The organism is Shewanella goraebulensis (assembly GCF_030252245.1).
Classification (GTDB): domain Bacteria; phylum Pseudomonadota; class Gammaproteobacteria; order Enterobacterales; family Shewanellaceae; genus Shewanella; species Shewanella goraebulensis.
This window is the reverse complement of the sequence record NZ_CP126972.1, coordinates 374,046-394,746: the sequence shown is the minus strand read 5'-3', so window position 1 is coordinate 394,746 and position 20,701 is coordinate 374,046. Positions and strand designations below refer to the sequence as shown.

15 protein-coding genes are annotated in these 20,701 nt (G+C 41.1%); 8 read left to right on the top strand and 7 right to left on the bottom strand.

Going from position 1 to position 20,701, the window contains the following annotated elements; genetic code table 11:
- Positions 1 to 76: 76 nt before the first annotated feature.
- The 4 genes from QPX86_RS01800 to ilvC all read right to left on the bottom strand — a co-directional run bounded on the left by QPX86_RS01800 (position 77) and on the right by ilvC (position 5,045).
- Complete coding sequence (locus QPX86_RS01800; RefSeq protein ID WP_220752351.1) at positions 77 to 1,012, bottom strand: branched-chain amino acid transaminase; 936 nt, start codon at positions 1,010 to 1,012, stop codon at positions 77 to 79.
- A gap of 46 nt (positions 1,013 to 1,058) precedes the next feature.
- The gene (ilvM, locus tag QPX86_RS01795; RefSeq protein WP_220752353.1) at positions 1,059 to 1,322 is read right to left on the bottom strand and encodes an acetolactate synthase 2 small subunit; all 264 of its coding nucleotides are present in this window, start codon (positions 1,320 to 1,322) and stop codon (positions 1,059 to 1,061) included.
- Positions 1,319 to 2,992 carry an acetolactate synthase 2 catalytic subunit gene (gene ilvG / locus QPX86_RS01790; RefSeq protein ID WP_220752355.1) on the bottom strand — a complete coding sequence of 558 codons (1,674 nt, stop codon included), beginning with the start codon at positions 2,990 to 2,992 and terminating at the stop codon, positions 1,319 to 1,321. The genes ilvM and ilvG overlap by 4 nt, the downstream gene beginning before the upstream one ends.
- Positions 2,993 to 3,563: 571 nt before the next feature.
- Positions 3,564 to 5,045, bottom strand: coding sequence for a ketol-acid reductoisomerase (gene ilvC / locus QPX86_RS01785; protein WP_285163930.1), 1,482 nt, complete (start codon positions 5,043 to 5,045; stop codon positions 3,564 to 3,566).
- A 202-nt stretch (positions 5,046 to 5,247) separates the two neighbouring features.
- On the opposite strand from ilvC, the gene ilvY reads away from it, so the two are divergent.
- Positions 5,248 to 6,120 (top strand): HTH-type transcriptional activator IlvY, encoded by an 873-nt coding sequence (gene ilvY, locus QPX86_RS01780; protein WP_220752359.1) that lies wholly within the window; start codon positions 5,248 to 5,250, stop codon positions 6,118 to 6,120.
- Positions 6,121 to 6,168: 48 nt separating this feature from the next.
- On the opposite strand, the gene QPX86_RS01775 is transcribed toward ilvY, so the two are convergent.
- A complete protein-coding gene (locus QPX86_RS01775) occupies positions 6,169 to 7,179 on the bottom strand; it encodes an ABC transporter substrate-binding protein (RefSeq protein ID WP_285163929.1) in 1,011 nt (336 codons plus the stop codon).
- Between the two features lie 365 nt (positions 7,180 to 7,544).
- Here QPX86_RS01775 and QPX86_RS01770 point away from each other — a divergent pair, with 365 nt between their 5' ends.
- The 6 genes from QPX86_RS01770 (at position 7,545) to QPX86_RS01745 (ending at position 18,360) form a co-directional block, all read left to right on the top strand.
- Positions 7,545 to 8,792 (top strand): YjgN family protein, encoded by a 1,248-nt coding sequence (locus tag QPX86_RS01770; RefSeq protein WP_285163928.1) that lies wholly within the window; start codon positions 7,545 to 7,547, stop codon positions 8,790 to 8,792.
- Positions 8,793 to 8,820: 28 nt separating this feature from the next.
- The gene (locus QPX86_RS01765; RefSeq protein WP_285163927.1) at positions 8,821 to 9,846 is read left to right on the top strand and encodes a M48 family metallopeptidase; all 1,026 of its coding nucleotides are present in this window, start codon (positions 8,821 to 8,823) and stop codon (positions 9,844 to 9,846) included.
- Between the two features lie 139 nt (positions 9,847 to 9,985).
- The gene (locus QPX86_RS01760) at positions 9,986 to 11,506 is read left to right on the top strand and encodes a YifB family Mg chelatase-like AAA ATPase (protein ID WP_285163926.1); all 1,521 of its coding nucleotides are present in this window, start codon (positions 9,986 to 9,988) and stop codon (positions 11,504 to 11,506) included.
- Positions 11,507 to 11,667: 161 nt separating this feature from the next.
- Complete coding sequence (locus tag QPX86_RS01755) at positions 11,668 to 12,564, top strand: acyltransferase (protein WP_285163925.1); 897 nt, start codon at positions 11,668 to 11,670, stop codon at positions 12,562 to 12,564.
- 4 nt (positions 12,565 to 12,568) lie between these two features.
- Positions 12,569 to 13,501, top strand: a complete 933-nt coding sequence (locus QPX86_RS01750; protein ID WP_220752371.1) for an acyltransferase — start codon at positions 12,569 to 12,571, stop codon at positions 13,499 to 13,501.
- A 386-nt stretch (positions 13,502 to 13,887) separates the two neighbouring features.
- Complete coding sequence (locus QPX86_RS01745; RefSeq protein ID WP_285163924.1) at positions 13,888 to 18,360, top strand: EAL domain-containing protein; 4,473 nt, start codon at positions 13,888 to 13,890, stop codon at positions 18,358 to 18,360.
- Positions 18,361 to 18,484: 124 nt separating this feature from the next.
- Here QPX86_RS01745 and QPX86_RS01740 read toward each other — a convergent pair whose 3' ends face one another.
- Positions 18,485 to 19,570 (bottom strand): branched-chain amino acid aminotransferase, encoded by a 1,086-nt coding sequence (locus QPX86_RS01740; protein ID WP_285163923.1) that lies wholly within the window; start codon positions 19,568 to 19,570, stop codon positions 18,485 to 18,487.
- Between the two features lie 361 nt (positions 19,571 to 19,931).
- On the opposite strand from QPX86_RS01740, the gene zapB reads away from it, so the two are divergent.
- Positions 19,932 to 20,132 carry a cell division protein ZapB gene (gene zapB, locus QPX86_RS01735; RefSeq protein ID WP_144211472.1) on the top strand — a complete coding sequence of 67 codons (201 nt, stop codon included), beginning with the start codon at positions 19,932 to 19,934 and terminating at the stop codon, positions 20,130 to 20,132.
- On the opposite strand, the gene QPX86_RS01730 is transcribed toward zapB, so the two are convergent.
- A complete protein-coding gene (locus tag QPX86_RS01730) occupies positions 20,129 to 20,341 on the bottom strand; it encodes a DUF1107 family protein (RefSeq protein WP_220752377.1) in 213 nt (70 codons plus the stop codon). The two genes, zapB and QPX86_RS01730, sit on opposite strands and share 4 nt — an antisense overlap.
- Positions 20,342 to 20,701 lie beyond the last annotated feature (360 nt).

The following is a 20,701-nucleotide window of genomic DNA, read 5'->3' as shown; positions in this document are numbered from 1 at the left end:
ACAAGCAAATACAGTTAATTTATTTGAGTCACTTATTACGACTCACCAATATTATGATTATTGTTGATAGCCAGTTTTATACTGACTTTTTGAGCGGCTCAAGCCAGCCCCATTTATCTTCAGTTTCGCCATTAAATAAACCAAAAAAGCTATTTTGAACTTGCTTAGTTACTGGGCCGCGTTTACCCGCCCCCACTTCAATGCGATCAACACTTCTAACTGGAACAATTTCAGCCGCTGTTCCTGTCATGAAAATTTCGTCTGCTACGTATAAAAATTCCCGTGCCATGGCTTCTTCAATCACTTCGTAGCCTAAGTCTTTAGCCAATACCATAATGGTATCTCGGGTAATCCCTTTAAGAATCGCTGCGGTTGCTGGCGGGGTATAAATCTTATTATTTTTAACCACAAATAAATTTGCGCCTGCGCCTTCGCTAACTAAACCATTGGTGTCGAGTGCTATTCCTTCGTCAAAGCCATTACGTTTAGCTTCTGTCGAAATTTGTAATGATGATAGGTAATTGCCACCGGCTTTGGCACCAGTAGGAATCGTATTCGGAGCAAGACGCTGCCAAGAAGTCACTGCAACATCAACACCTGCATCCATACTGTCTTCACCAAGGTAAGCACCCCATGCAAAAGCAGCTACGACCATATCACATTGCGCGTCGATTGGCGGGGTGATCCCCATGCCAACATCACCAAGAAATATCAACGGCCGAATATAGGCACTGGGTAAATTATTACTCATCACTGAATCATTACAGGCTTGCATCACTTGCTCAAAACTATAAGGGACATTCATGCGGTAAATTTTGGCAGAATCAAACAAACGCTGCACATGATCAGTTAACCTAAAACCTGCTGGACCAAGATGGGTATCGTATATACGAATGCCTTCAAATACTGAGGTACCATAATGCATCGCATGAGTCATAACGTGTACTCTGGCATTCTGCCAAGGCATGATTTCACCATTAAACCATATGAGTTCTGATTGTGTAGCTGCCATAGTCTTTCCCTTATTGAATATTGATGAAACTGTTTTAAGCACTAGTTTAAGCTGATAACTCAGCCTCTGTTTGTGCTACTGAGCTGGTGATAACTTGGCAATCAAGCACATCAAATAACTTTGTTAATTGATGGGTTAGCAGCCCTATCACTCGCTCACTTTTGACATCAAAATTCACTTTCAATGTACTGTCTTCATTTACGGTCATGGTTAATTCTGTGATGGTAAAACCACGATGACGCGTCACCCGTAATACGCGCTCAAGTACTTCTGGTTGCTGCTTTAATGTTAATTCAACTGAATGCATCATGTTTGCTTCTCCATTTGATCCATCATGTCACTATTACACGCCCCAGGTGGGACTAACGGCCATACATTAAAGGCATCATCAATGGCCACGTGCAGCATAAAAGGTCCTGTCGTTGCTAGCATTTCATCAAGCGCGCCTTCTACTTCTTCAGCGCGATGAATTGTGCGACCTGGAATATCAAACGCTGATGCCATTAATACAAAGTCAGGATTATCGGATAAATCGGTTTCGCTATAACGTTGCTCAAAAAACAATTGTTGCCATTGCTTAACCATGCCCAACTTTTGATTATCAATAAGCAATATTTTCACTGGCAACTTACGACGTTTAATCGTAGTCAGTTCTTGCACGTTCATCATGAATGAGCCATCACCTGATACCGTCACTACTGTTGCGTCTGGGCGGGCAACTTGGGCACCAATAGCTGCAGGCAAACCAAAGCCCATAGTGCCTAGGCCCGCACTTGATAAGTGATCTTCAGGACGGCGAAACCACATATGTTGAGCAACCCACATTTGGTGTTGACCCACATCACAACTCACGACACTGTCTTCAGGTAATTTATTAGCTAATCGACGTAACATCGCAGGGGCATAGATAAGTTCGCCAGGGTGTTGATAGTCCCATTGATGCTCACGATTTAACTCTTCTACTTCGTGTAGCCATTGGCCTAATTCAAGATTCATGCACAACGCAGGTAACACTTGACGAAAATCAGCAGAAATAGCCACATCAGCTTGGCGCAATTTATTAATTTCGGCGATATCAATATCGAGATGCAAAACCTTGGCGTTACCAGCAAATGTCGCTAATCGGCCTGTCACCCGATCATCGAAACGTGCGCCAACAACAATCAACAAATCACAAGCTTGCACCGCTAAATTAGCCGCTTTACCACCGTGCATACCCAACATGCCTAAGTAGCCTTTAGTGCCATGTTCAATAGCGCCTAATCCCTTTAGTGTTGCAACTGATGGGATACCTGTCTTATCAATAAACTGACGTAACTGATCCACTGCGCCAGCCATGCCAACCCCGCCGCCTACATATAAAATGGGCTTTTTAGCTTGTTGTAATAAAGCACGTGCAGCTTCTATAGCCGTGGCTTCTGGTGCAGGATCTTCTGTCACGGTCAGTAATGGGGTTTTATATTCAAGCTCAGCGATTTGTATGTCTTTTGGAATATCGACCAATACAGGGCCTGGACGACCTGATGCCGCGATTTCAAACGCTTTATACAGCGTAGGAATTAATTCATTAATATCGGTGACCATAAAGCTGTGTTTGGTACACGACAATGACATGCCTAATACATCAATTTCTTGAAAGGCATCGGTTCCAATAACCGCAGTCGATACTTGGCCTGTGATAGCAACCACTGGCACTGAATCTAATAACGCATCGGACAAAGACGTAATAAGGTTTGTAGCACCAGGGCCTGATGTGGCAAAGCAGACGCCTGTCTTACCGCTTGCTCGAGCATAGCCAACAGCTGCAAATGCAGCGCCTTGCTCATGTCGGCTTAATAGGTGCTCAACTGGATGACCATAAAGCGCATCGTAAATCGGCATAATTGCACCACCTGGATAACCAAATACAGTGGTAACCCCATGTGCGGCTAGTACTTTGATAACTGCGTCTGCACCACGCATTTTCTGCCCTGATTCCATATTGATACTCTCGTTTTTGGTCTGCGTTTAAAATGTAATATTTAGTGATAAATTGAAAAGTCAGCATTCGGATTTAAAGCCCATAAAACAAAAAACCCCCGGTCCTTTCGGAGCGGGGGTTTTTGCAAATTCTGACTCTTAACTCAGTCTCGTTGCCAAACGCCACCCCCGCGGTGACTTAATAATCACGACGGTAATAATCACAATAATGAGTTGGGCAGCTTGGTTAAACATTAATAACTGAGTCCTAAAAAATATTTGTTAACTTTTCTGTTCAATCTAGCTCTATGCCAGACTTGTTTATTATTTATCCTCTATAGGAGTACCATAAAGTGATTTATAAACACAACAAAAAATCCTGTGTTGTAAAAAAAATTCAGCTTCCCTGCCGAGACAATGCAAACAACAACAAAAATCTAAAGCTATGAAGGTAAGATTAAATTCACTATCGAACTTAAATTACCCTCCTAATTATCTATAGATTGTTTCTACTTATCATTCATTGAAAGTAGATTTGATGCCTGCTCGATAGCCTAGCTGAACAGGTACTTCACAACACAATCAACAAATATTAGCTAGCTTCAACAATACCTTTCATATCAGTCATGTAACCGCGTAACTCTGCACCAATAAACTCAACATCGGTATGACGAATCGCTTCGTTTACTTCAATTAAACGCTTATTATCAACGCTGTTTGAACCTTCTTTCAGGCCAGCGCCAAGTAACTCTGATGACATAGACTTAACGTAATCAGTGAGTAATGGCACTGCTGCATGGTTGAATAAGTAACAACCGTATTCAGCAGTATCAGAAATAACTACGTTCATTTCGTATAAACGCTTACGAGCAATGGTGTTAGCAATTAATGGCGTTTCATGCAGTGACTCGTAATAAGCCGACTCTTCAATGATGCCCGCAGCAACCATAGTATCGAATGCTAATTCCACACCCGCTTTGATCATGGCGACTAAGAAGATGCCTTTATCAAAGTAAGTTTGCTCATCGATGTATTCATCAGATGCTGGCGAGTTTTCAAACGCTGTTTCGTTTGTTTCTGCTCTCCAACGTAATAAGTTAGCATCGTCATTTGCCCAATCGGCCATCATAGTGCGAGAGAACTCACCGCTAATGATGTCATCCATGTGTTTTTCAAATAACGGCTTAAGAATCACTTTTAATTCTTCAGCAACTTCAAATGCTTTTAATTTGGCTGGGTTTGACAAGCGGTCCATCATGTTAGTGATGCCGCCATGTTTAAGCGCTTCGGTAACCGTTTCCCAACCTTGTTGAATTAACTTACCTGCGTAACCAGGCTCAATACCATCAGCAACCATTTTCTCGTAACCTAAGATGGCACCAGTCTGCAACATACCGCAAAGGATCGTCTGCTCACCCATTAGGTCAGATTTAACTTCAGCAACAAAAGAAGACAATAAAACACCAGCTCTGTCGCCACCTGTTGCGCTTGCATATGCTTTAGCAATTGCTAGGCCGTCACCTTTTGGATCATTCTCAGGGTGAACAGCAATCAGTGTTGGTACACCAAATCCGCGTTTGTATTCTTCGCGTACTTCAGTACCTGGACACTTAGGTGCAACCATCACAACCGTGATATCAGGGCGAACCTGCATACCTTCTTCAACGATATTAAAACCGTGTGAGTAAGATAATGTTGAACCTTGCTTCATCAATGGCATAACCGCATTAACAACGTTTGAGTGCTGCTTGTCTGGGGTTAAATTCAATACTAAATCTGCATCTGGAATCAGTTCTTCAAACGTACCGACTTTAAAACCGTTGTCAGTAGCTTGTTTCCATGAAGCACGCTTTTCAGCAATCGCCTGTGGACGAAGCGCAAAAGAAATATTTAAACCTGAGTCGCGCATGTTCAGACCTTGGTTTAGGCCTTGCGCCCCACAACCTAAGATCACGATGTTCCAATCTTTAATAAAATTACAACCGTCACTAAATTCGGTACGGTCCATAAAGCGGCATTGTGCCAATTGAGCTAATTGTTGACGTAAATTCAGAGAGTTAAAATAGTTAGCCATCTGAGATACCACCTTTAATTCAGAAATTTGAGACACAACATTTTGGCAGTCTAGTTGCTCAAAAGTTGTGATTGAAATCACTATAGCGTAAGCTCGTTGTTGCTTAAAATGATATATTCGGGATGTTATATTTCACTTTATGCAACGTGAAACAATTCGCTAAAATGAACGAAAAATTTGCTGATTAAATATAGGTGAGATCATGGACATTCGTGCGTTAAAACTCTACTTACACCTGTGCGATAGCCTGCATTTTGGTAAAACAGCAGAACAAACTCACGTCAGCCCATCAACCTTAAGTCGCGCCCTGCAGCGTCTTGAAGAAGAAGTCGGATGTAAATTATTTGAACGAGATAATCGCAGTGTCAACATAACCCATGCGGGTAACGAATTTAAACGTTTTGCCGAGCAGACATTGTCTGAATGGCTCAATTTAAAAGGCCGTATTGATCCCGACCAACCTTTATTGCATGGTCGAATTAGCCTGTACTGTTCTGTGACTGCCGCTTATAGCCATTTGCCCGCTTTATTGGATAGGTTTAGACGAGAACATCCATTAGTCGAGATTGCCCTCAATACCGGTGATGCCGCTAACGCAGTCGATGAAATTCAGCACAATCGAGCCGATGTTGCGATAATCGCACTGCCGGATTCATTGCCGACAAGCCTACATTTTGAAGAAATTGATCGAGTGCCTCTACACGTATACGCACCAACCATACATTGCCAAGCACAACAAATGGTCAATCAAACACCTATAGATTGGGCGCAGTTGCCTTTTATCGTACCTGATCATGGTCCAGGACGACGCCGAGCTGACAACTGGTTTAAAGCAATGGGGTTCAAACCTAATATTTATGCGCAGGTATCGGGACAAGAAGCGATAACCTCTATGGTTGCATTAGGTTGTGGCGTAAGCATCAGTCCTGAAGTTGTGGTAGAAAATAGCCCAGTTCGCGAACGCTTAGTAAAACTTGAATCGCCACAAGCCATTCCGCCATTTGAGCTAGGCTGTTGTTGTAAACAAAAACGTATTCAAGAACCTATTTTAAAAGCATTTTTAGAGATCATTTAATCACTAGACTGGATTAATTTACTAGGTTAGCAGGCTGAACAAAGTATGTTAATTGACGCTGCACACAGCTTTGATTTCTTGCTCAAGGATTTGGTGCCATTGATTGCTGACAATCATACTGAATAATGGACATTCAAGGGTTAAATGTCGATAAAAATCATGGCCAAAACATAGGTCAAACGCTTGTTTTTTTTGATGGCGGACAATATTCAACCCAACCACACCTGCCAATAAAAATGAGCCTCCCCCTACTGCATTGATTTCACCATTTTTAAGTAACTCATATGACAATAACGACGGGTTAATCGCCAATATTTTAATATCTTCACCCGGTTTTCGATGGGTTTCTTTTAGGGCTTTAACGACCCCAACTGCCATTTCATCATTTCCAATCCATAAGCCATCTACCCCAGGAAAACGATTCAGCAATATATGCGTTTGTTCGTAGGCTTTATTGGCTTGCCAATCAGCGTATACGACTTGCTCTAACACGGTATTCAAGTGCAGGTTAAAATACCCTTCCATTCCTTCTGTGCGTAGTAGCGATGTTTCCCTTATATCATCCCCCGCTACAGCCAATACATGCGCGGGGGTAGTCGTAAATAATTGAGTTAATGCTGCAGCAGACTCACGGCCAATATGATAATTGTCTTCAATAACTGCAGGTAATAAGTGCTTTTTCCAATGGGGATCCTTCATTAACTGCAACCTAAGCGGCTGCTCAATATCATTAATCATAAAAATGATGTGAACGGGTTTTTGATAAAAAATATCAAGCACTTTTTTGGCAACGTCTTTATCGTTAACCATGACAAGGTAGTCCGGTAAATGTGCATAATTAGAAACTTCAACAACTTGATTTAAAAGCAAATTACGGTCACGATTTGAATGCAGTATCGTTAAACTAAAATCTTGATCTTGCGCTGTAGCTTGCATGACATTATCAATATGGCGCCAAAATGAATCATCGGCCGCACCGGGATTTAAAAACATCACATTAGTACTCGCCAGCACTGAATTTGAGAGCATGAGAAGCATAATAATGAGCAAAGCTCGCATAATGACATGTCCTTTTCAACCAATACCTATCGCAGTTATCTGAATAAAGCATAGTCTATCTGTATACAACACAGCCTAACTGTATACAACATAGTCTATTTGAGTAGTGATTCGCCTCCGCAGACTGGAGCTTGAATGCCATTTAACTAAATTATGTCTGTAAAAATAACATCTTGCATGATTATGTTCTGTGAAAAGCCTACTCACCCTTCAATATGCTACTGATAAAAAACATCCCGCCAAAACCGCTTCTTGTCACTAAGTGTAATGGACAAAATAAGCGACAAAAATATGATTAAAAATATTGATTTATATCATTTTTAACGTTTTAATAACCAGCTTAATTCCAACGGAAGGAAATCTAAATGAGTACCATAGACTCATCACAAGGCAGTACCGCCTCTACAGCTTCGACATCAACAATATCTTCAGACGCATCAACAACCAGTACTCCATTTAAGTTTCACGGTATTGGCGGTGAATTTTTTGGTATTTGGATAGTCAACGTTTTACTCACCATGGTGACATTCGGCATTTACTCAGCCTGGGCTAAAGTGAGAACCAATAATTACTTTTACGGAAATACTGAATTAGGCGGCGACAGATTCGAATATCTTGCCAAGCCAATGCAAATCTTAATTGGCCGAATTATTGCCATTTTTCTATTGATTACATGGTCAGTGCTCAGTAGCACTATGCCTCTTGTCGCTGTCGCATTAGCCATCATATTCATGTTAGCAGTACCATTTCTAGCCGTTAGAAATGCCCGTTTTGATGCTCGTATGACACGTTTTCGCAATGTTAGATTTGATTTTGCAGGCTCTTATGGCGGTGCATATATCAATCTACTGCTAAAACCCATTGCGGCATATATTATCGTTGTCGCGGGTGGATTTGGTATTGGTGTTGTTACAAGGTTAATGACAGATAACCCCATTGCTATCGGCATTGCAATTACCGCGGGCGTGGTATTTTTCTTTGTTGCTGCTATTTACTCTTACGCATGGGTTAGTGCTGGAATGGCGCAATACTTAATCAATGGTTATCGCTATGGCGATAAGGCATTTAATGCCAAACTTGAAATCAATCAGTATGCCAAAATTGCCGTCACCGCCATTGGGTTATTCTTCGGTGCAGGGTTACTTTTTTCAGTTTTTGCATTTGCTTTTGGCATGATGGGGTCGATTGTTGAGCTAATTCAAAGTGGCGCTTCTGAAGAAGCATTTAAAAATAATGCTTCGTTGATAGGCATGGTGTTCTTCGGATACTTCTTCATGTTTATTCTATCGATGCTCATCGCTGCCTATGTTCGAGTCTGTGTTCGCAATTATGTCTTTAGCCAAACATCTATTAATGATGACTTACAAATGACATCGACAATGAAAACCTCAAGTTTCTTATTCTTAGTTGTCACTAATCTACTGCTTGTCATGTTCACCTTTGGCATGGGTAAAGCTTGGGCTGATGTCCGTTTTGCTAAGTACATGGCAGAAGTCACTGCAGTTGAAGGAAACTTAGATGCTTTCACAGCTCATGACCATAATGAGCAAAGTAGTACCGCTGTAGCAGATGAAGTGGCAGATGCCTTTGATATTAATATTGGCATAGTTTAACAATGCCAAGGTCTGCTGGAATAAAGCTGTGATAGAACAAGTTAATGGGCATATTCTTGCCCCTAAACAAGCCACAAAATACCCAGCTACATTAGTGCTGGGTAAAAATGGAATGCTGACATTGTCCTCCGACGTTCACCGAGGGCAATTTCAACTAGACCAAACCATTGTTACAGATCCTATAGGTAATATGGCTCGTCATATCACTTTTTCCAGCGGACATGTTTTTGTCTCAACAAATCCTCAACAGCTTAATCAATGGCTCAATGTTCACGCTAAAAAAAGCTGGATAGCCCAGCTAGAAAAAAACCTTGGACTGATTATTATTGCAACCTTGGTTTCGCTAGCTGCGCTGTATTTTATTGTTGTACATGGCATACCTGCCGTTTCTAAAAGCATCGCCCAATTATTACCAGATACTGTGGTGGAAGAAGTCGGTGAGCAAACGTTCAGCTTAGTGGAGTCCATGGGATTCACCGAAAGCCAAATCAAGCCACAAAGACAAGTTGAACTGCAGCAGTTATTTCAGCAGACATTAGATAAACTGCATCAAGAGCAAATAGTATTTTCAATCCAACCTTCTTTGCTAATCTATAGCAGCAAAGATGGTGCTAATGCTTTTGCACTCGCAGACGGTCAAATTATATTAACGGATGACATGATTAACCTTGCGAAAAACGACCAACAACTTGAAGCGGTTATTTTGCATGAGCTGGGTCATGTTCATCACAGGCATGTACTCACAACGTTAATACAATCATCACTCCTCTCTGTTGGAGCAGCGCTAATTGTCGGTGATGCCAGCGGGATCTCGGATATGCTTGTCAGTGTCACGGTATTAGGCACCAGCTTAACCTATTCTCGAAATCATGAACGAGAAGCCGACCAGTTTGCAGCATTGCAACTTCAAACTTGGTACAAGAATACCGACTCTATCGTCGAGCTATACCAGTTGCTGCAAGCTGAGCATAATCTCGACATACCAGACTGGGCCAGCACTCACCCCGACATTGACGAACGCATCGAAACCTTACGCTCTGATTCTATTAAATAAATAATCATCATAACCCGCTTATTTTTGTCATTGGTGGGGTTTGACTACAGCGATTTATTTACCTGCTACACTTAATGGGCTTAATAACCTCATTAAGTGTCATTAAATATCTGTAAACGAAAAACAAAAGGATTTGTTTATGGCGATTGCCTGCGTTGTCACTCGTGCTTGCTGCGGCGTTGAAGCTCCTAAAGTCACAGTCGAAGTTCACCTAAGTAATGGATTACCTGCTTTTAATTTAGTCGGATTACCAGAAACCTCAGTTAAAGAAGCCCGTGAACGGGTTAGAAGTGCATTAATCAACGCTGGCTTTGAGTTTCCCATGCAGCGCATTACCGTTAACCTCGCTCCAGCCGACCTCCCCAAACAAGGAGGTCGATATGACTTGCCCATTGCAATCGGTATTTTAGCGGCTTCAGGCCAAGTGCCGTCGGATAAATTGGCTCACAGTGAATTTATTGGAGAGCTGGCGCTATCAGGGGAGGTTCGTCCATGTATTGGCATACTGCCAGCAATCATTGCAGCCAAGAACCAACAACATCAATTGTTTATCCCTATAGAAAACAGACGAGAAGCGGAGTTAGTCGGCTTTGAGCAAACTCATTTTGTTGCCCATTTACAACACCTAGCTGCCTTTATGCATGGCCAAGCTCAATTACCACTTGTTGACCAGCAACCGCAATGGTTTGAAGATGAAGCAACAGGCCCGCAGTTATGCTTAAGCGAAGTCATTGGCCAATATCAGGCCAAGCAAGGGTTAGAAATCGCAGCAGCAGGTGGGCACAACACTCTATTCTTAGGCCCTCCCGGCACCGGCAAAAGTATGCTCGCTAACCGAATCATTCCGCTATTGCCCAAGCTCAGTTATGAAGAAGCTATTGATGTTGCCGCTATTCATTCGGTCGCAGGGTTAAACATCAAACCTAACGCTTTTCTTGAACGTCCCTTTAGAGCACCGCATCACACATGCTCATCAATTTCATTAGTTGGCGGTGGCAGCATCCCAAAGCCGGGGGAGATATCATTAGCCCATAGAGGAATATTGTTTTTAGATGAAATAGCCGAGTTTCCACGAAAAGTATTAGATTGCCTACGTGAACCTATGGAGTCTGGCGAAGTCGTCATTTCTCGCGCAGCAGCAAAAGTAAAATTCTCGAGTCGTTTTCAACTGATTGCAGCCATGAACCCAAGCCCTTGTGGCGATGTAGATAATGCCCGCTCAACTCCTGACCAAATTCAGCGTTATCTATCTAAACTTTCAGGTCCATTTTTAGACCGTTTTGATTTAACAATCGAAGTCCCTAAACTGCCAGCAGGCACTCTCACCCAACCCCAGCAAACGGCTGAAAGCAGTGCAAGCATTGCCAAAAGGGTCAATCAAGCAAGACAGATACAGTTATCGCGCGCAGGTTTGCTCAACAGTGAACTGTCCCCTTCACTGTTAAAGCAGTATTTAAACATGAACCAAGCTGACTTAGAGTTTTTAGACGCAAGTGTGCAGCAGCTCGGTTTATCTGTGAGAAGCTTTCATCGGATCCAGCGGGTTGCTCGAACCATCGCTGACCTACAGCAATCCAAAACGACTGAAAGACGTCATATTGCTCAAGCATTAGGATATCGAGCCATGGATAGATTAATGAGTCGTTTAAGGCAACAGTAATCAGCTAACGAAGTTTCAAGAACTATAAATAGTCGGTATTTCAGTTCGATACAGATTAATTAGCATGTAATTTTTTAGTAAAAATTGCGATATTATTGTCCTGCCGATTGAGCATAAGCTTGTCACGGAGTAACATAAGCCTCCATTTACAGGAGAGCTAGATGCCGCTGTTCGCAAAAATTAAAGGATCTGTAGCATTTATTTGCTACGTCATAAATACTATCTTCTGGGTAATACCTATACTTATTTTCAGTATATTCAAGGTGTTGCCAATTAACTTTATCCGCAAAGTTTGCAGTTATATTTTAGATAACTGCGCCAGCGCTTGGATCAGTGTTAATGGCATTATTGAAGCCATTTTGCATCCAACTAAGATTAAGTTAACGGGTGATAACCAATTCTCAGAAAAAGAATGGTACATGGTGATAGCTAATCATCAGTCTTGGGTAGATATCCTAATTTTACAGCGCGTGTTTAACCGAAAAATTCCGTTTTTAAAGTTTTTCTTAAAACAACAGCTTATCTATGTACCTATATTGGGCTTAGCTTGGTGGGCATTAGACTTCCCATTTATGCGTCGTTACTCGACTGCACAACTAAAGAAGAATCCGAAACTAAAAGGCAAAGATACCGAAATTACTCGTAAGTCTTGTGAAAAGTTTAAGCATAAGCCTGTCAGTGTGATGAATTTTGTAGAAGGAACTCGATTCCATCCAGGTAAACATCAGAAACAAAATTCGCCTTTTAAACATTTACTCAAGCCCAAAGCTGGCGGTATGGCTTTTGCCTTAGATGCAATGGGCAGCCAAATAAACAAGTTAGTTAATGTCACTATTTACTATCCAGACAAAATACCTTCATATTGGGAATATATTTGTAACGGTTTAGATGAAGTGCATGTGGATATCCAAATTACTGATATACCTGATGCAATGCGTGGTGACTACAGTAAAGATCGTGAGTTTAAAATTGATTTTCAAAATCAACTTAATCAACTCTGGTTAGAAAAAGACAACAAAATCAGCTCAATGGCTGAAAAAAACAATAGAGGTATTTAGCTCCATGCTAAATTTTTTACCAGGTCCAATTATCTTTTTTATCAGTACCTTTTTATTGATCCTTAATACTGTCCTCTGGGCTGGATTAATCAGTATTGGCGGTATTATTAAACTATTTATTCCTTTTGAGGCACCGAGTAATGCCCTACTCAGTTTAATGAATCGTTTTATGTGGGCTTGGGCAACATGCAATGGTGGCATTCTTGCCTTAATCACTAAGGTTGAATGGGATATCGAAGGTCTAGACGACCTTGATCAAAAAGGCTGGTATTTACTGATCAGTAACCATGTCAGTGGATTTGATATTGCAGCACAAACCTACATCCTGCGTAATAACATTCCAATGCTGAAGTTTTTCTTAAAGCGTGAGCTAATATTTGTCCCTTTTCTAGGTTTAGGTTGTTGGGCGCTTGGCATGCCATTTATGAACCGAACCAGTCCCGCCAAGCTTAAGAAGAACCCAAAACTTAAAGGCAAGGATTTAGAAACCACTCGAAAAGCTTGTGAGAAGTTTAAAAATACGCCGACCTCAATTATTAACTATGTTGAGGGAAGTCGCTTTACTGAAGACAAACGACGCCGTCAACAATCACCTTATCGCCATTTATTACGTCCTAAAGCAGGCGGTATTGCCTTTACCCTGTCAGCAATGGGTGAACAATTTACAGGCTTGCTGAATATGACACTGGCATACCCAGATGCAGATTTAGCTTCAAAAGAAGGTGTGCTTTACCAAGTGATGTCAGGACGGGTGAAAAAAATTGTCGTCAGAGTTGAGCAAATGCCAGTCCCAACTGTCGATTCAGAAGTGTATTTTTCTCAGGCAGAAACCCGCGTAGAGTTCCAGCGCTGGCTCAATCAAGTTTGGCTTGAAAAAGACCAACAACTTGATGATATTTTCAAAAAGTATGCTGCAGAAATAACCCACAAAGAGTAATTAACAATCAAGTTTAAAAACACGCTAAATAGCGTGTTTTTTTGTTTCTACAGCCTTAACATTTGCAAATGTTAACAAGCAAACTGCTTTGTAACATTTGCCAAATAACAAAACTGAAATCTAATTTGAAATAAAACACATAGCTACGTAATATGGAGGTTACTAGAACTAGAAATGCAGTAGTTTCTTTACAAATACTGCTTAAGTAATGAGCCATTTTAGTCGTGCTTTACTATCATTGTTAAAACATTATTTCCAAGCTAACAATATGCAACCCAGCAGGACCTTTTTCCCATGCTCATATTTATAACAATAGGTGCAGATTGAATTTACCTTTATCCATAACATTGAGAGCATGCTTGTTCATTTGGGTTCTTGTTACCTCAATGTCTGCTTCTGTTTTCGCCATCACTCCTCAAAATGATAATCACCTACTGTCTTTCGAACAGTTCGAAGCTGCTAATGAGTTAAACCAAAACTCTGTGACAAAGTTATTCATGGATAAAGCGGGAATGTTATGGGTTGGTACTCAAGATGGACTACACAGCTATAATGGTATTCAATTTGATGTCTTTCTCAATGACAGTAATGATCCACACAGTATCGCTGGCAATTACATCATAGATATACTTCAATCAAATGATGACAATTTATGGGTGGCGACATTTTCTCAAGGGTTAAGTCGATTAGATCTCACCACAGGTAAATTTACCAATTATGGAACAAAGCAAGGACTTAATGATTTACATCTTTCAAAGTTAAGCATCATTGGTGATTCGTTATGGATAGGCACTCAGTCTGGTTTATACACGCTCTCGCTTAAAACAAATAAAATCACTAAAATTAGCCTCAGTAATAACCTTAACCCTCACATTACCAGTGTGGCAAATGTGGATAACAAGTACATATTTGTTGGCACCGAAAAAAGCGGCACATTCGCAATTGATAGTAATACCATTATCCGACTCGATATAGAGTCAAATTTAAAGGTTAACAGCATTCAAACCAACAACCTTGATGGCTCGGTTTGGTTAGCCATTGAAAATAAGCTAATTCGATATGATTTAGAAACTCATGAAAAAACCGTGGTATGGGTTAATGAACAACCTACTATATTCAACGAAATTAAAGACTTTGTTATCAATAGCAGCCAACAGGTTTGGGCCATCGGCGCTAATTCAGGCTTAATTCAACTCGATAAAATCGATGGTCAATGGCGAAGCAGAGTCCACAAGTATGAGCCTAATAGCCGTAATTCAATTAGCGAGAACAACCTACAAAGCATCATGCTTGCCCGTGATGGTACCTTATGGCTAGGCACCCGTTATTCAGGCATCAACAAGCTTAATTTGAATCAGGTATATTTTAATCATATATTTGAGATGCACCCATCTAAACCTAAAATGGCTAATATGATCCGTGCCATTTTTCGTGATAAGCAACAACGTTTATGGATTGGCACTGAAAGCGCTGGATTAAAAAGTTTTGATGAACAACAAGGCCAATTTTATTACTACAACGATTTGTTCGCTAAAGCCCTAAACCTTAATGAAAATGAGCTTAACCTTACGGTTCATTCCATTAAACAAACCGAAGATGGCGACTTATGGTTTGCCACCGATCACGGTTTAGCAAAACTCACCGCAGATCAGCAACTCACCTTTTTACCTGCATTTGATCATTTATTGCCACACACACTGAGCATTCGTGCTTTAGCGCTAGACGATAAACAACGTCTATGGATAGGCAGTAGTAATGGCCTATACTTCGTGCTACCTGGTGAAGGCGTATTACATCATTATCAATTTGATTTCCAACCTGACTACTCACCTAAAAAACAAACGATCCTGTCGCTAAAATATCATAATGACAGTTTGTGGATTGGCACAATGGCGGGGCTTGTGCGCTTAAAGCCGGATCAGCAACAACTGACCTTTAAGTCACGACAACCAGCCGATGAATCTACATTAAGTGATAACCGAATTAGAGATTTTATTGTCACTAGTGATGATCAATTTCTTATGGCGACTCACAGTGGCGTAGACAAAATCATTGAAACAGAAGATGGCACCATCCAGTTTGAAGCTCTCAATGAGCAAATAAAAAAGCATACGATTTATGCCATTCTTGAAGACAACAACCACGACCTATGGCTCAGCTCTAACTCAGGAATCATTCGCCTAGGCTTAGAAGAAAAAACTTTAATTACCTATAACGAGTATGACGGCGTCCAATCCAATGAATTTAATGGTGGCGTTAAATTTAAAGATCTCGACGGGGAACTCTGGTTTGGCGGCATCAATGGTCTAAACCAGTTCATGCCAGAAAATGTGCCAACAGTAAGACCCGATGCCAAACTCGCCCTCACAAGTTATACATTTGGCGAAGAGCGCCATCAACTACATGATTTAATGGCACCTCCAGAGTTACTCATGCCCTTTGAAAACAAAATTATCCGCTTTGACATCAGTGCATTAGAGTTTAACTACCCTGGTTTACACCAATTTGGCTACAAATTGCTCGGCCAAGATGATAAATGGATCGACCTACATCAAACCAATGAGATTACCTTTACTAGCCTTGCCCCTAAAGACTATGAACTATTGGTTCGCTACACATTAACGGATAACAATTATCAACAAGCCCCGCTATCTATTAAATTTACTGTGGTACCGCCGTTTTACTTAAGCAAAGGCGCTTATGTCATTTATGGCATTTTAATCATGCTGGTATTGACCATTATTGTGTACTTAAAACAACTCAAGCGTGAAAAGCAACGCGAGTTTGAAATGAGTATCCGTGCATCTGAAGAACGCCTTAAATTGGCACTTTGGGCTTCAGGCGATGGCATGTGGGACTGGAATATCCGTGAAAATAAAGTCTACCGAACTGACATGGTGCCACCACTCATGTTAGGTAACGAAACCCAAGCGTTAATTAACAATATTCACCCAGAAGATAAGAGTCGTGTTTCTAAAATTCTAAATCGACATTTAGACGGTGAGATTGAGTTTTTCGAAGCAGAATATCGAGTTGAAAAGCAGGCAGGTAAATGGATTTGGCTGATTGATCGCGGCAAAGTCGTTGAATGGGACCAGCAAGACAGACCTATACGTATGGCGGGGACCCATAAAGATATTACCATTCGTAAAGAAACAGAAAACGAACTCAAACTGTCGACTCAAGTGCTTCACAGTATGAATGAAGCCGTTGTGGTGGGCGAGCTCGACTATCGCGTGCGTACGGTAAACCCAGCATTTAGTCGTATCACAGGTTTCGATCATGATGCGATTGCAGGTAAACACTTTTTATATTTAGCTCACGGTAAACGCTCACGAGAGTTTTATCACAATGTTGAATTACAGCTGCTGCGTAACAAACATTGGGCTGGCGAAATCAACATTCGCACCAAAGACAAAAAAGGCATTCTAGCTTGGCTTGAGATCAATCAAGTCATCGATACCAAAGGTGAAACCAGCCACTTCGTTGCGGTATTCACCGATATTACCTCGCGTAAAAAAGCCGAAGAAGATTTACGAATTTTAGCCAATTTTGACCCATTAACAGGTCTACCTAACCGCACCTTATTTCAGGACAGGTTAAATCAAGCCATCACTAAGGCACATCGTTCAAAATCAATTGTGGCGCTGCTATTCCTTGATTTAGACCGCTTTAAACACATTAATGACTCTATGGGTCACCATGTGGGTGATTTATTGCTAAAAGCCGTGGCATCAAGACTGCAAAATGCCATCCGTGATGGTGATACCGTTGCCCGATTAGGCGGCGACGAGTTTACCATTATTCTGGAAGGCGTCGCTAAGCTAAAAGCCGCCACTATTATTGCCGAAAAAGTACTTAAAGCCTTTAAAGCACAGTTCTTACTGGAAGGTAAAAACATCACTGTGTCGCCGTCTATTGGTATCAGCTTATTTCCAAATGACGCTAATGATACTACGTCACTGATTAAGTATGCCGATACCGCGATGTATCATGCTAAATCTTTAGGCCGCAATAACTTCCAATTCTACACAGAAGAGCTGAACCAATATGCGACACGTCATGTTGAACTGGAAGCAGGACTTAAAGAGGCGATTCAAAATAATGAGCTGTATTTGGTTTATCAACCCAAATACGATATCAAAACCAAACGAATTCTAGGCGTCGAAGCCCTATTGCGCTGGAATAGTGCAACACTTGGATTTATCTCACCAGTCGAGTTTATTCCACTCGCCGAAGAAACCGGAATGATTAACGCCATTGGTCATTGGGCCATTGATGAGGCCTGTAACCAGCTTGCCAGTTGGCATCAGTTAGGTTTCGAAGACATTTCGATTGCAGTTAACTTGTCAGCAAGACAGCTTAAAGCCGACATTATTTCTACCATTGAAGTTGCCTTAGCGGTTTCAGGGTTGCCAGCAAGCGCCTTAGAACTTGAACTGACTGAATCAATGATTATGGGTAACCCACAAGATTCGGTAAAAGTATTATCACAGCTGAAAGCCCTAGGACTTACCATTGCCATTGATGACTTCGGTACAGGCTATTCAAGCTTAAGTTACTTAAAACGCTTCCCTATCGATACCCTTAAGGTCGACCGAGAGTTCGTACGCGATATTATTGAAGATCCTGATGATGCCGCTATTACCAGTGCTATTATTACCCTCGCCCACAGTTTAGAATTAAACGTAGTGGCAGAAGGGGTAGAAACTCAAGAGCAATTAGATTTCCTTAAAGATGAAGGTTGTGACCAAGTACAAGGCTTCTTACTCAGTAAACCATTAACCGCTGATGATTGCTTAGAAAAACTTAAGCAAGATAAATGTGAAAAGAATGCCGATGTGGTCAGTGAGCAATAATCCACATTGAACCCAACACTGAGTCGATTAACGTTTTAAATAACAATCAATAAAAAGGCGATAGCTCCTAGGAGCTATCGCCTTTTTTATACTAAATTCAATACTATGAACGAAGAGCTATAAGCTATGGCGCAACACGCTCAACGCGTTTAACCCAACCTTCTGGGCCTTCAAGCTGACCATTTTGTAGCTCAGTAAAGATTTGATAAATACGTTTAATGCTTGGACCGACTTCGCCGTCACCCACAGTCACAATGCGCCCATCTTCAAAAATATACGAACCCACTGGCGATACAACTGCAGCAGTACCAAAACCACCTGCTTCGACAATTTCACCCGCTTCGATATCAGCAATAAACTTATCCAGCATGATAGTCTCTTGGCGCACTTCACAACCTAAAATATGCCCAAGTTCCAGCATTGACTGCGAAGTGATCGATTTTAAAATCGTATCAGTAAACGTTGGAATAACCACAGTGCCATCTTTTAGCACGTGGAAATGGTTCATCGCGCCTACTTCTTCAATCTGCTGATTATTGGCATCAAGATATAAGACTTGCGCAGCGCCATATTCAGCCGCCGCTTGTCCCGCACGTAATGAAGCAGCGTAGTTACCAGCAGCCTTTGATGCTCCAGTACCACCAGACACTGCACGGTGGAATTTTTTACTAATTAGTAAACGAATAGCCTTGCTCACGCCATCTGCATAATAAGCACCACTTGGGCTTAATATTACGCAGAAGGTGAAGTTCAAACTTGGGCTAACCGATAAACGATCTTCCGTTGCAAAAATAAACGGACGAATATACAAACATGCGCCATCTTGCATTGGGAACCACAAACGATCGACATCAATCAATGCATTAATCGCTTCCAGTTGCTTTTCTTCATCAAGGTTAGGAATGCATAAAATATCTGCTGAGGTATTTAGACGCTCCGCATTCTTGTTCAATCTAAAAGTATAGATCTCACCATCATCATGCATAAAGGCTTTTGCGCCTTCAAAGATTGATTGTCCATAATGCAGTGAAATTGCACCTGGGGCGATTTCAAAAGGAGCATAAGGTTCGATGCGAGGATCGCACCATTGGCCATCTCTATAGTCCATTAAAAACATATGATCAGTTCTGAGATTACCAAAGCCAACATTACCTTCAGGTTGAAATTGCTCAGTACGGCGTGACGATTTTAAATTATATTTGATGTCCATTTGATACCACCTTGAAAACAGAGATTGCAGACTATGAATCATCAGTTGCAATGTCAAGCAAATGGACAATGTGGAGTAAATTTAACCGTCAATTGAAGTGCACATAAATACATACCGCAAAAATGATGCCTAAAAAATTAAAGAACGTTAAAAACATTATCACTAGAAATTCAGCACTAATAGGCAAATAGCTGGGGTGATATGGGTAAAAACAGGGGAAAAAAACCAGCTGAATATTAAAGCTTAGAAAATAGTAGTAAAAGTGGTACTTTTTTTAACCACTTAACAGATTTGTCTATTCCTTAAACCCCAGTCGCTGCTAGAATCAGCATTCCATCCAGAAACTATTAGGACTCCCGATATGAGCCTTGAATTATTGTCCCAACTGGAAGCCAAAATCCAGGCTACTCTTGAAAATGCTGAGCTACTAAAAATGGAGCTTGAAGAAGAGAAGCAAAAGAATGCTCAGTTGACTGAGTCTAATCAACAACTGCAACAAGACCTAAACTCGTGGAACGACAAAGTAAACGGCCTTGTTGGTTTGCTTAATAGCGAAAGCTAAACTGCACTTGCTTCAAGATGTTGAGCTGCAAGTAGCTCATTAAGTTCTGAAACAGCCTGCTTCACTTTTGGCAGGCTTTTTTTCGGCATCACAAAACGCCCTCGGTTGAACTCAATACAGCCTAAATCTTTAACCCAAATGACTCCCGTCACAAAAATTCTAGCGTGTTTTACAATTAGCTTTGGCGCGTAAACTGGAAAGCGTCTCATGAGAACTCCTAAGCATGTTGTTTTGTTATTGACTCAATTTTGGACATTATAAAGTCATAAAGAGTTTCATTAAATTAAACATTATTTATCTAAATATCTGCAAATTTACATACACCTTAAAACAACATAAAAATGACACTTGCCATTTTTTTGACGATTTGATAGAGTAACCACGTTACTCAGGGTAAATAAAGAGCCAGTTGGCTCATCACCGTATTGTTTTAAAATGCTAAATTTTAAAACCTACGGTTTTTTTTTGCTTTTTTCAGTAATTTACTCAGGAAGTGTGATGTAAAAGCCACAAAAAAGGAGCCAATAACGGCTCCTTTTATACAACTTAATTTTCGGTAGGCTAAGCGC

Bases quoted from the DNA above. Each gene is read 5' to 3' on its own strand.
- QPX86_RS01800 (WP_220752351.1), bottom strand. From the start codon at position 1,012: ATGGCAGCTACACAATCAGAACTCATATGGTTTAATGGTGAAATCATG.
- QPX86_RS01775 (WP_285163929.1), bottom strand. From the start codon at position 7,179: ATGCGAGCTTTGCTCATTATTATGCTTCTCATGCTCTCAAATTCAGTG.
- ilvG (WP_220752355.1), bottom strand. From the start codon at position 2,992: ATGGAATCAGGGCAGAAAATGCGTGGTGCAGACGCAGTTATCAAAGTA.
- QPX86_RS01730 (WP_220752377.1), bottom strand. From the start codon at position 20,341: ATGAGACGCTTTCCAGTTTACGCGCCAAAGCTAATTGTAAAACACGCT.
- ilvY (WP_220752359.1), top strand. From the start codon at position 5,248: ATGGACATTCGTGCGTTAAAACTCTACTTACACCTGTGCGATAGCCTG.
- ilvC (WP_285163930.1), bottom strand. From the start codon at position 5,045: ATGGCTAACTATTTTAACTCTCTGAATTTACGTCAACAATTAGCTCAA.
- QPX86_RS01750 (WP_220752371.1), top strand. From the start codon at position 12,569: ATGCTAAATTTTTTACCAGGTCCAATTATCTTTTTTATCAGTACCTTT.
- QPX86_RS01770 (WP_285163928.1), top strand. From the start codon at position 7,545: ATGAGTACCATAGACTCATCACAAGGCAGTACCGCCTCTACAGCTTCG.
- ilvM (WP_220752353.1), bottom strand. From the start codon at position 1,322: ATGATGCATTCAGTTGAATTAACATTAAAGCAGCAACCAGAAGTACTT.
- QPX86_RS01755 (WP_285163925.1), top strand. From the start codon at position 11,668: ATGCCGCTGTTCGCAAAAATTAAAGGATCTGTAGCATTTATTTGCTAC.
- zapB (WP_144211472.1), top strand. From the start codon at position 19,932: ATGAGCCTTGAATTATTGTCCCAACTGGAAGCCAAAATCCAGGCTACT.
- QPX86_RS01760 (WP_285163926.1), top strand. From the start codon at position 9,986: ATGGCGATTGCCTGCGTTGTCACTCGTGCTTGCTGCGGCGTTGAAGCT.
- QPX86_RS01745 (WP_285163924.1), top strand. From the start codon at position 13,888: ATGTCTGCTTCTGTTTTCGCCATCACTCCTCAAAATGATAATCACCTA.
- QPX86_RS01740 (WP_285163923.1), bottom strand. From the start codon at position 19,570: ATGGACATCAAATATAATTTAAAATCGTCACGCCGTACTGAGCAATTT.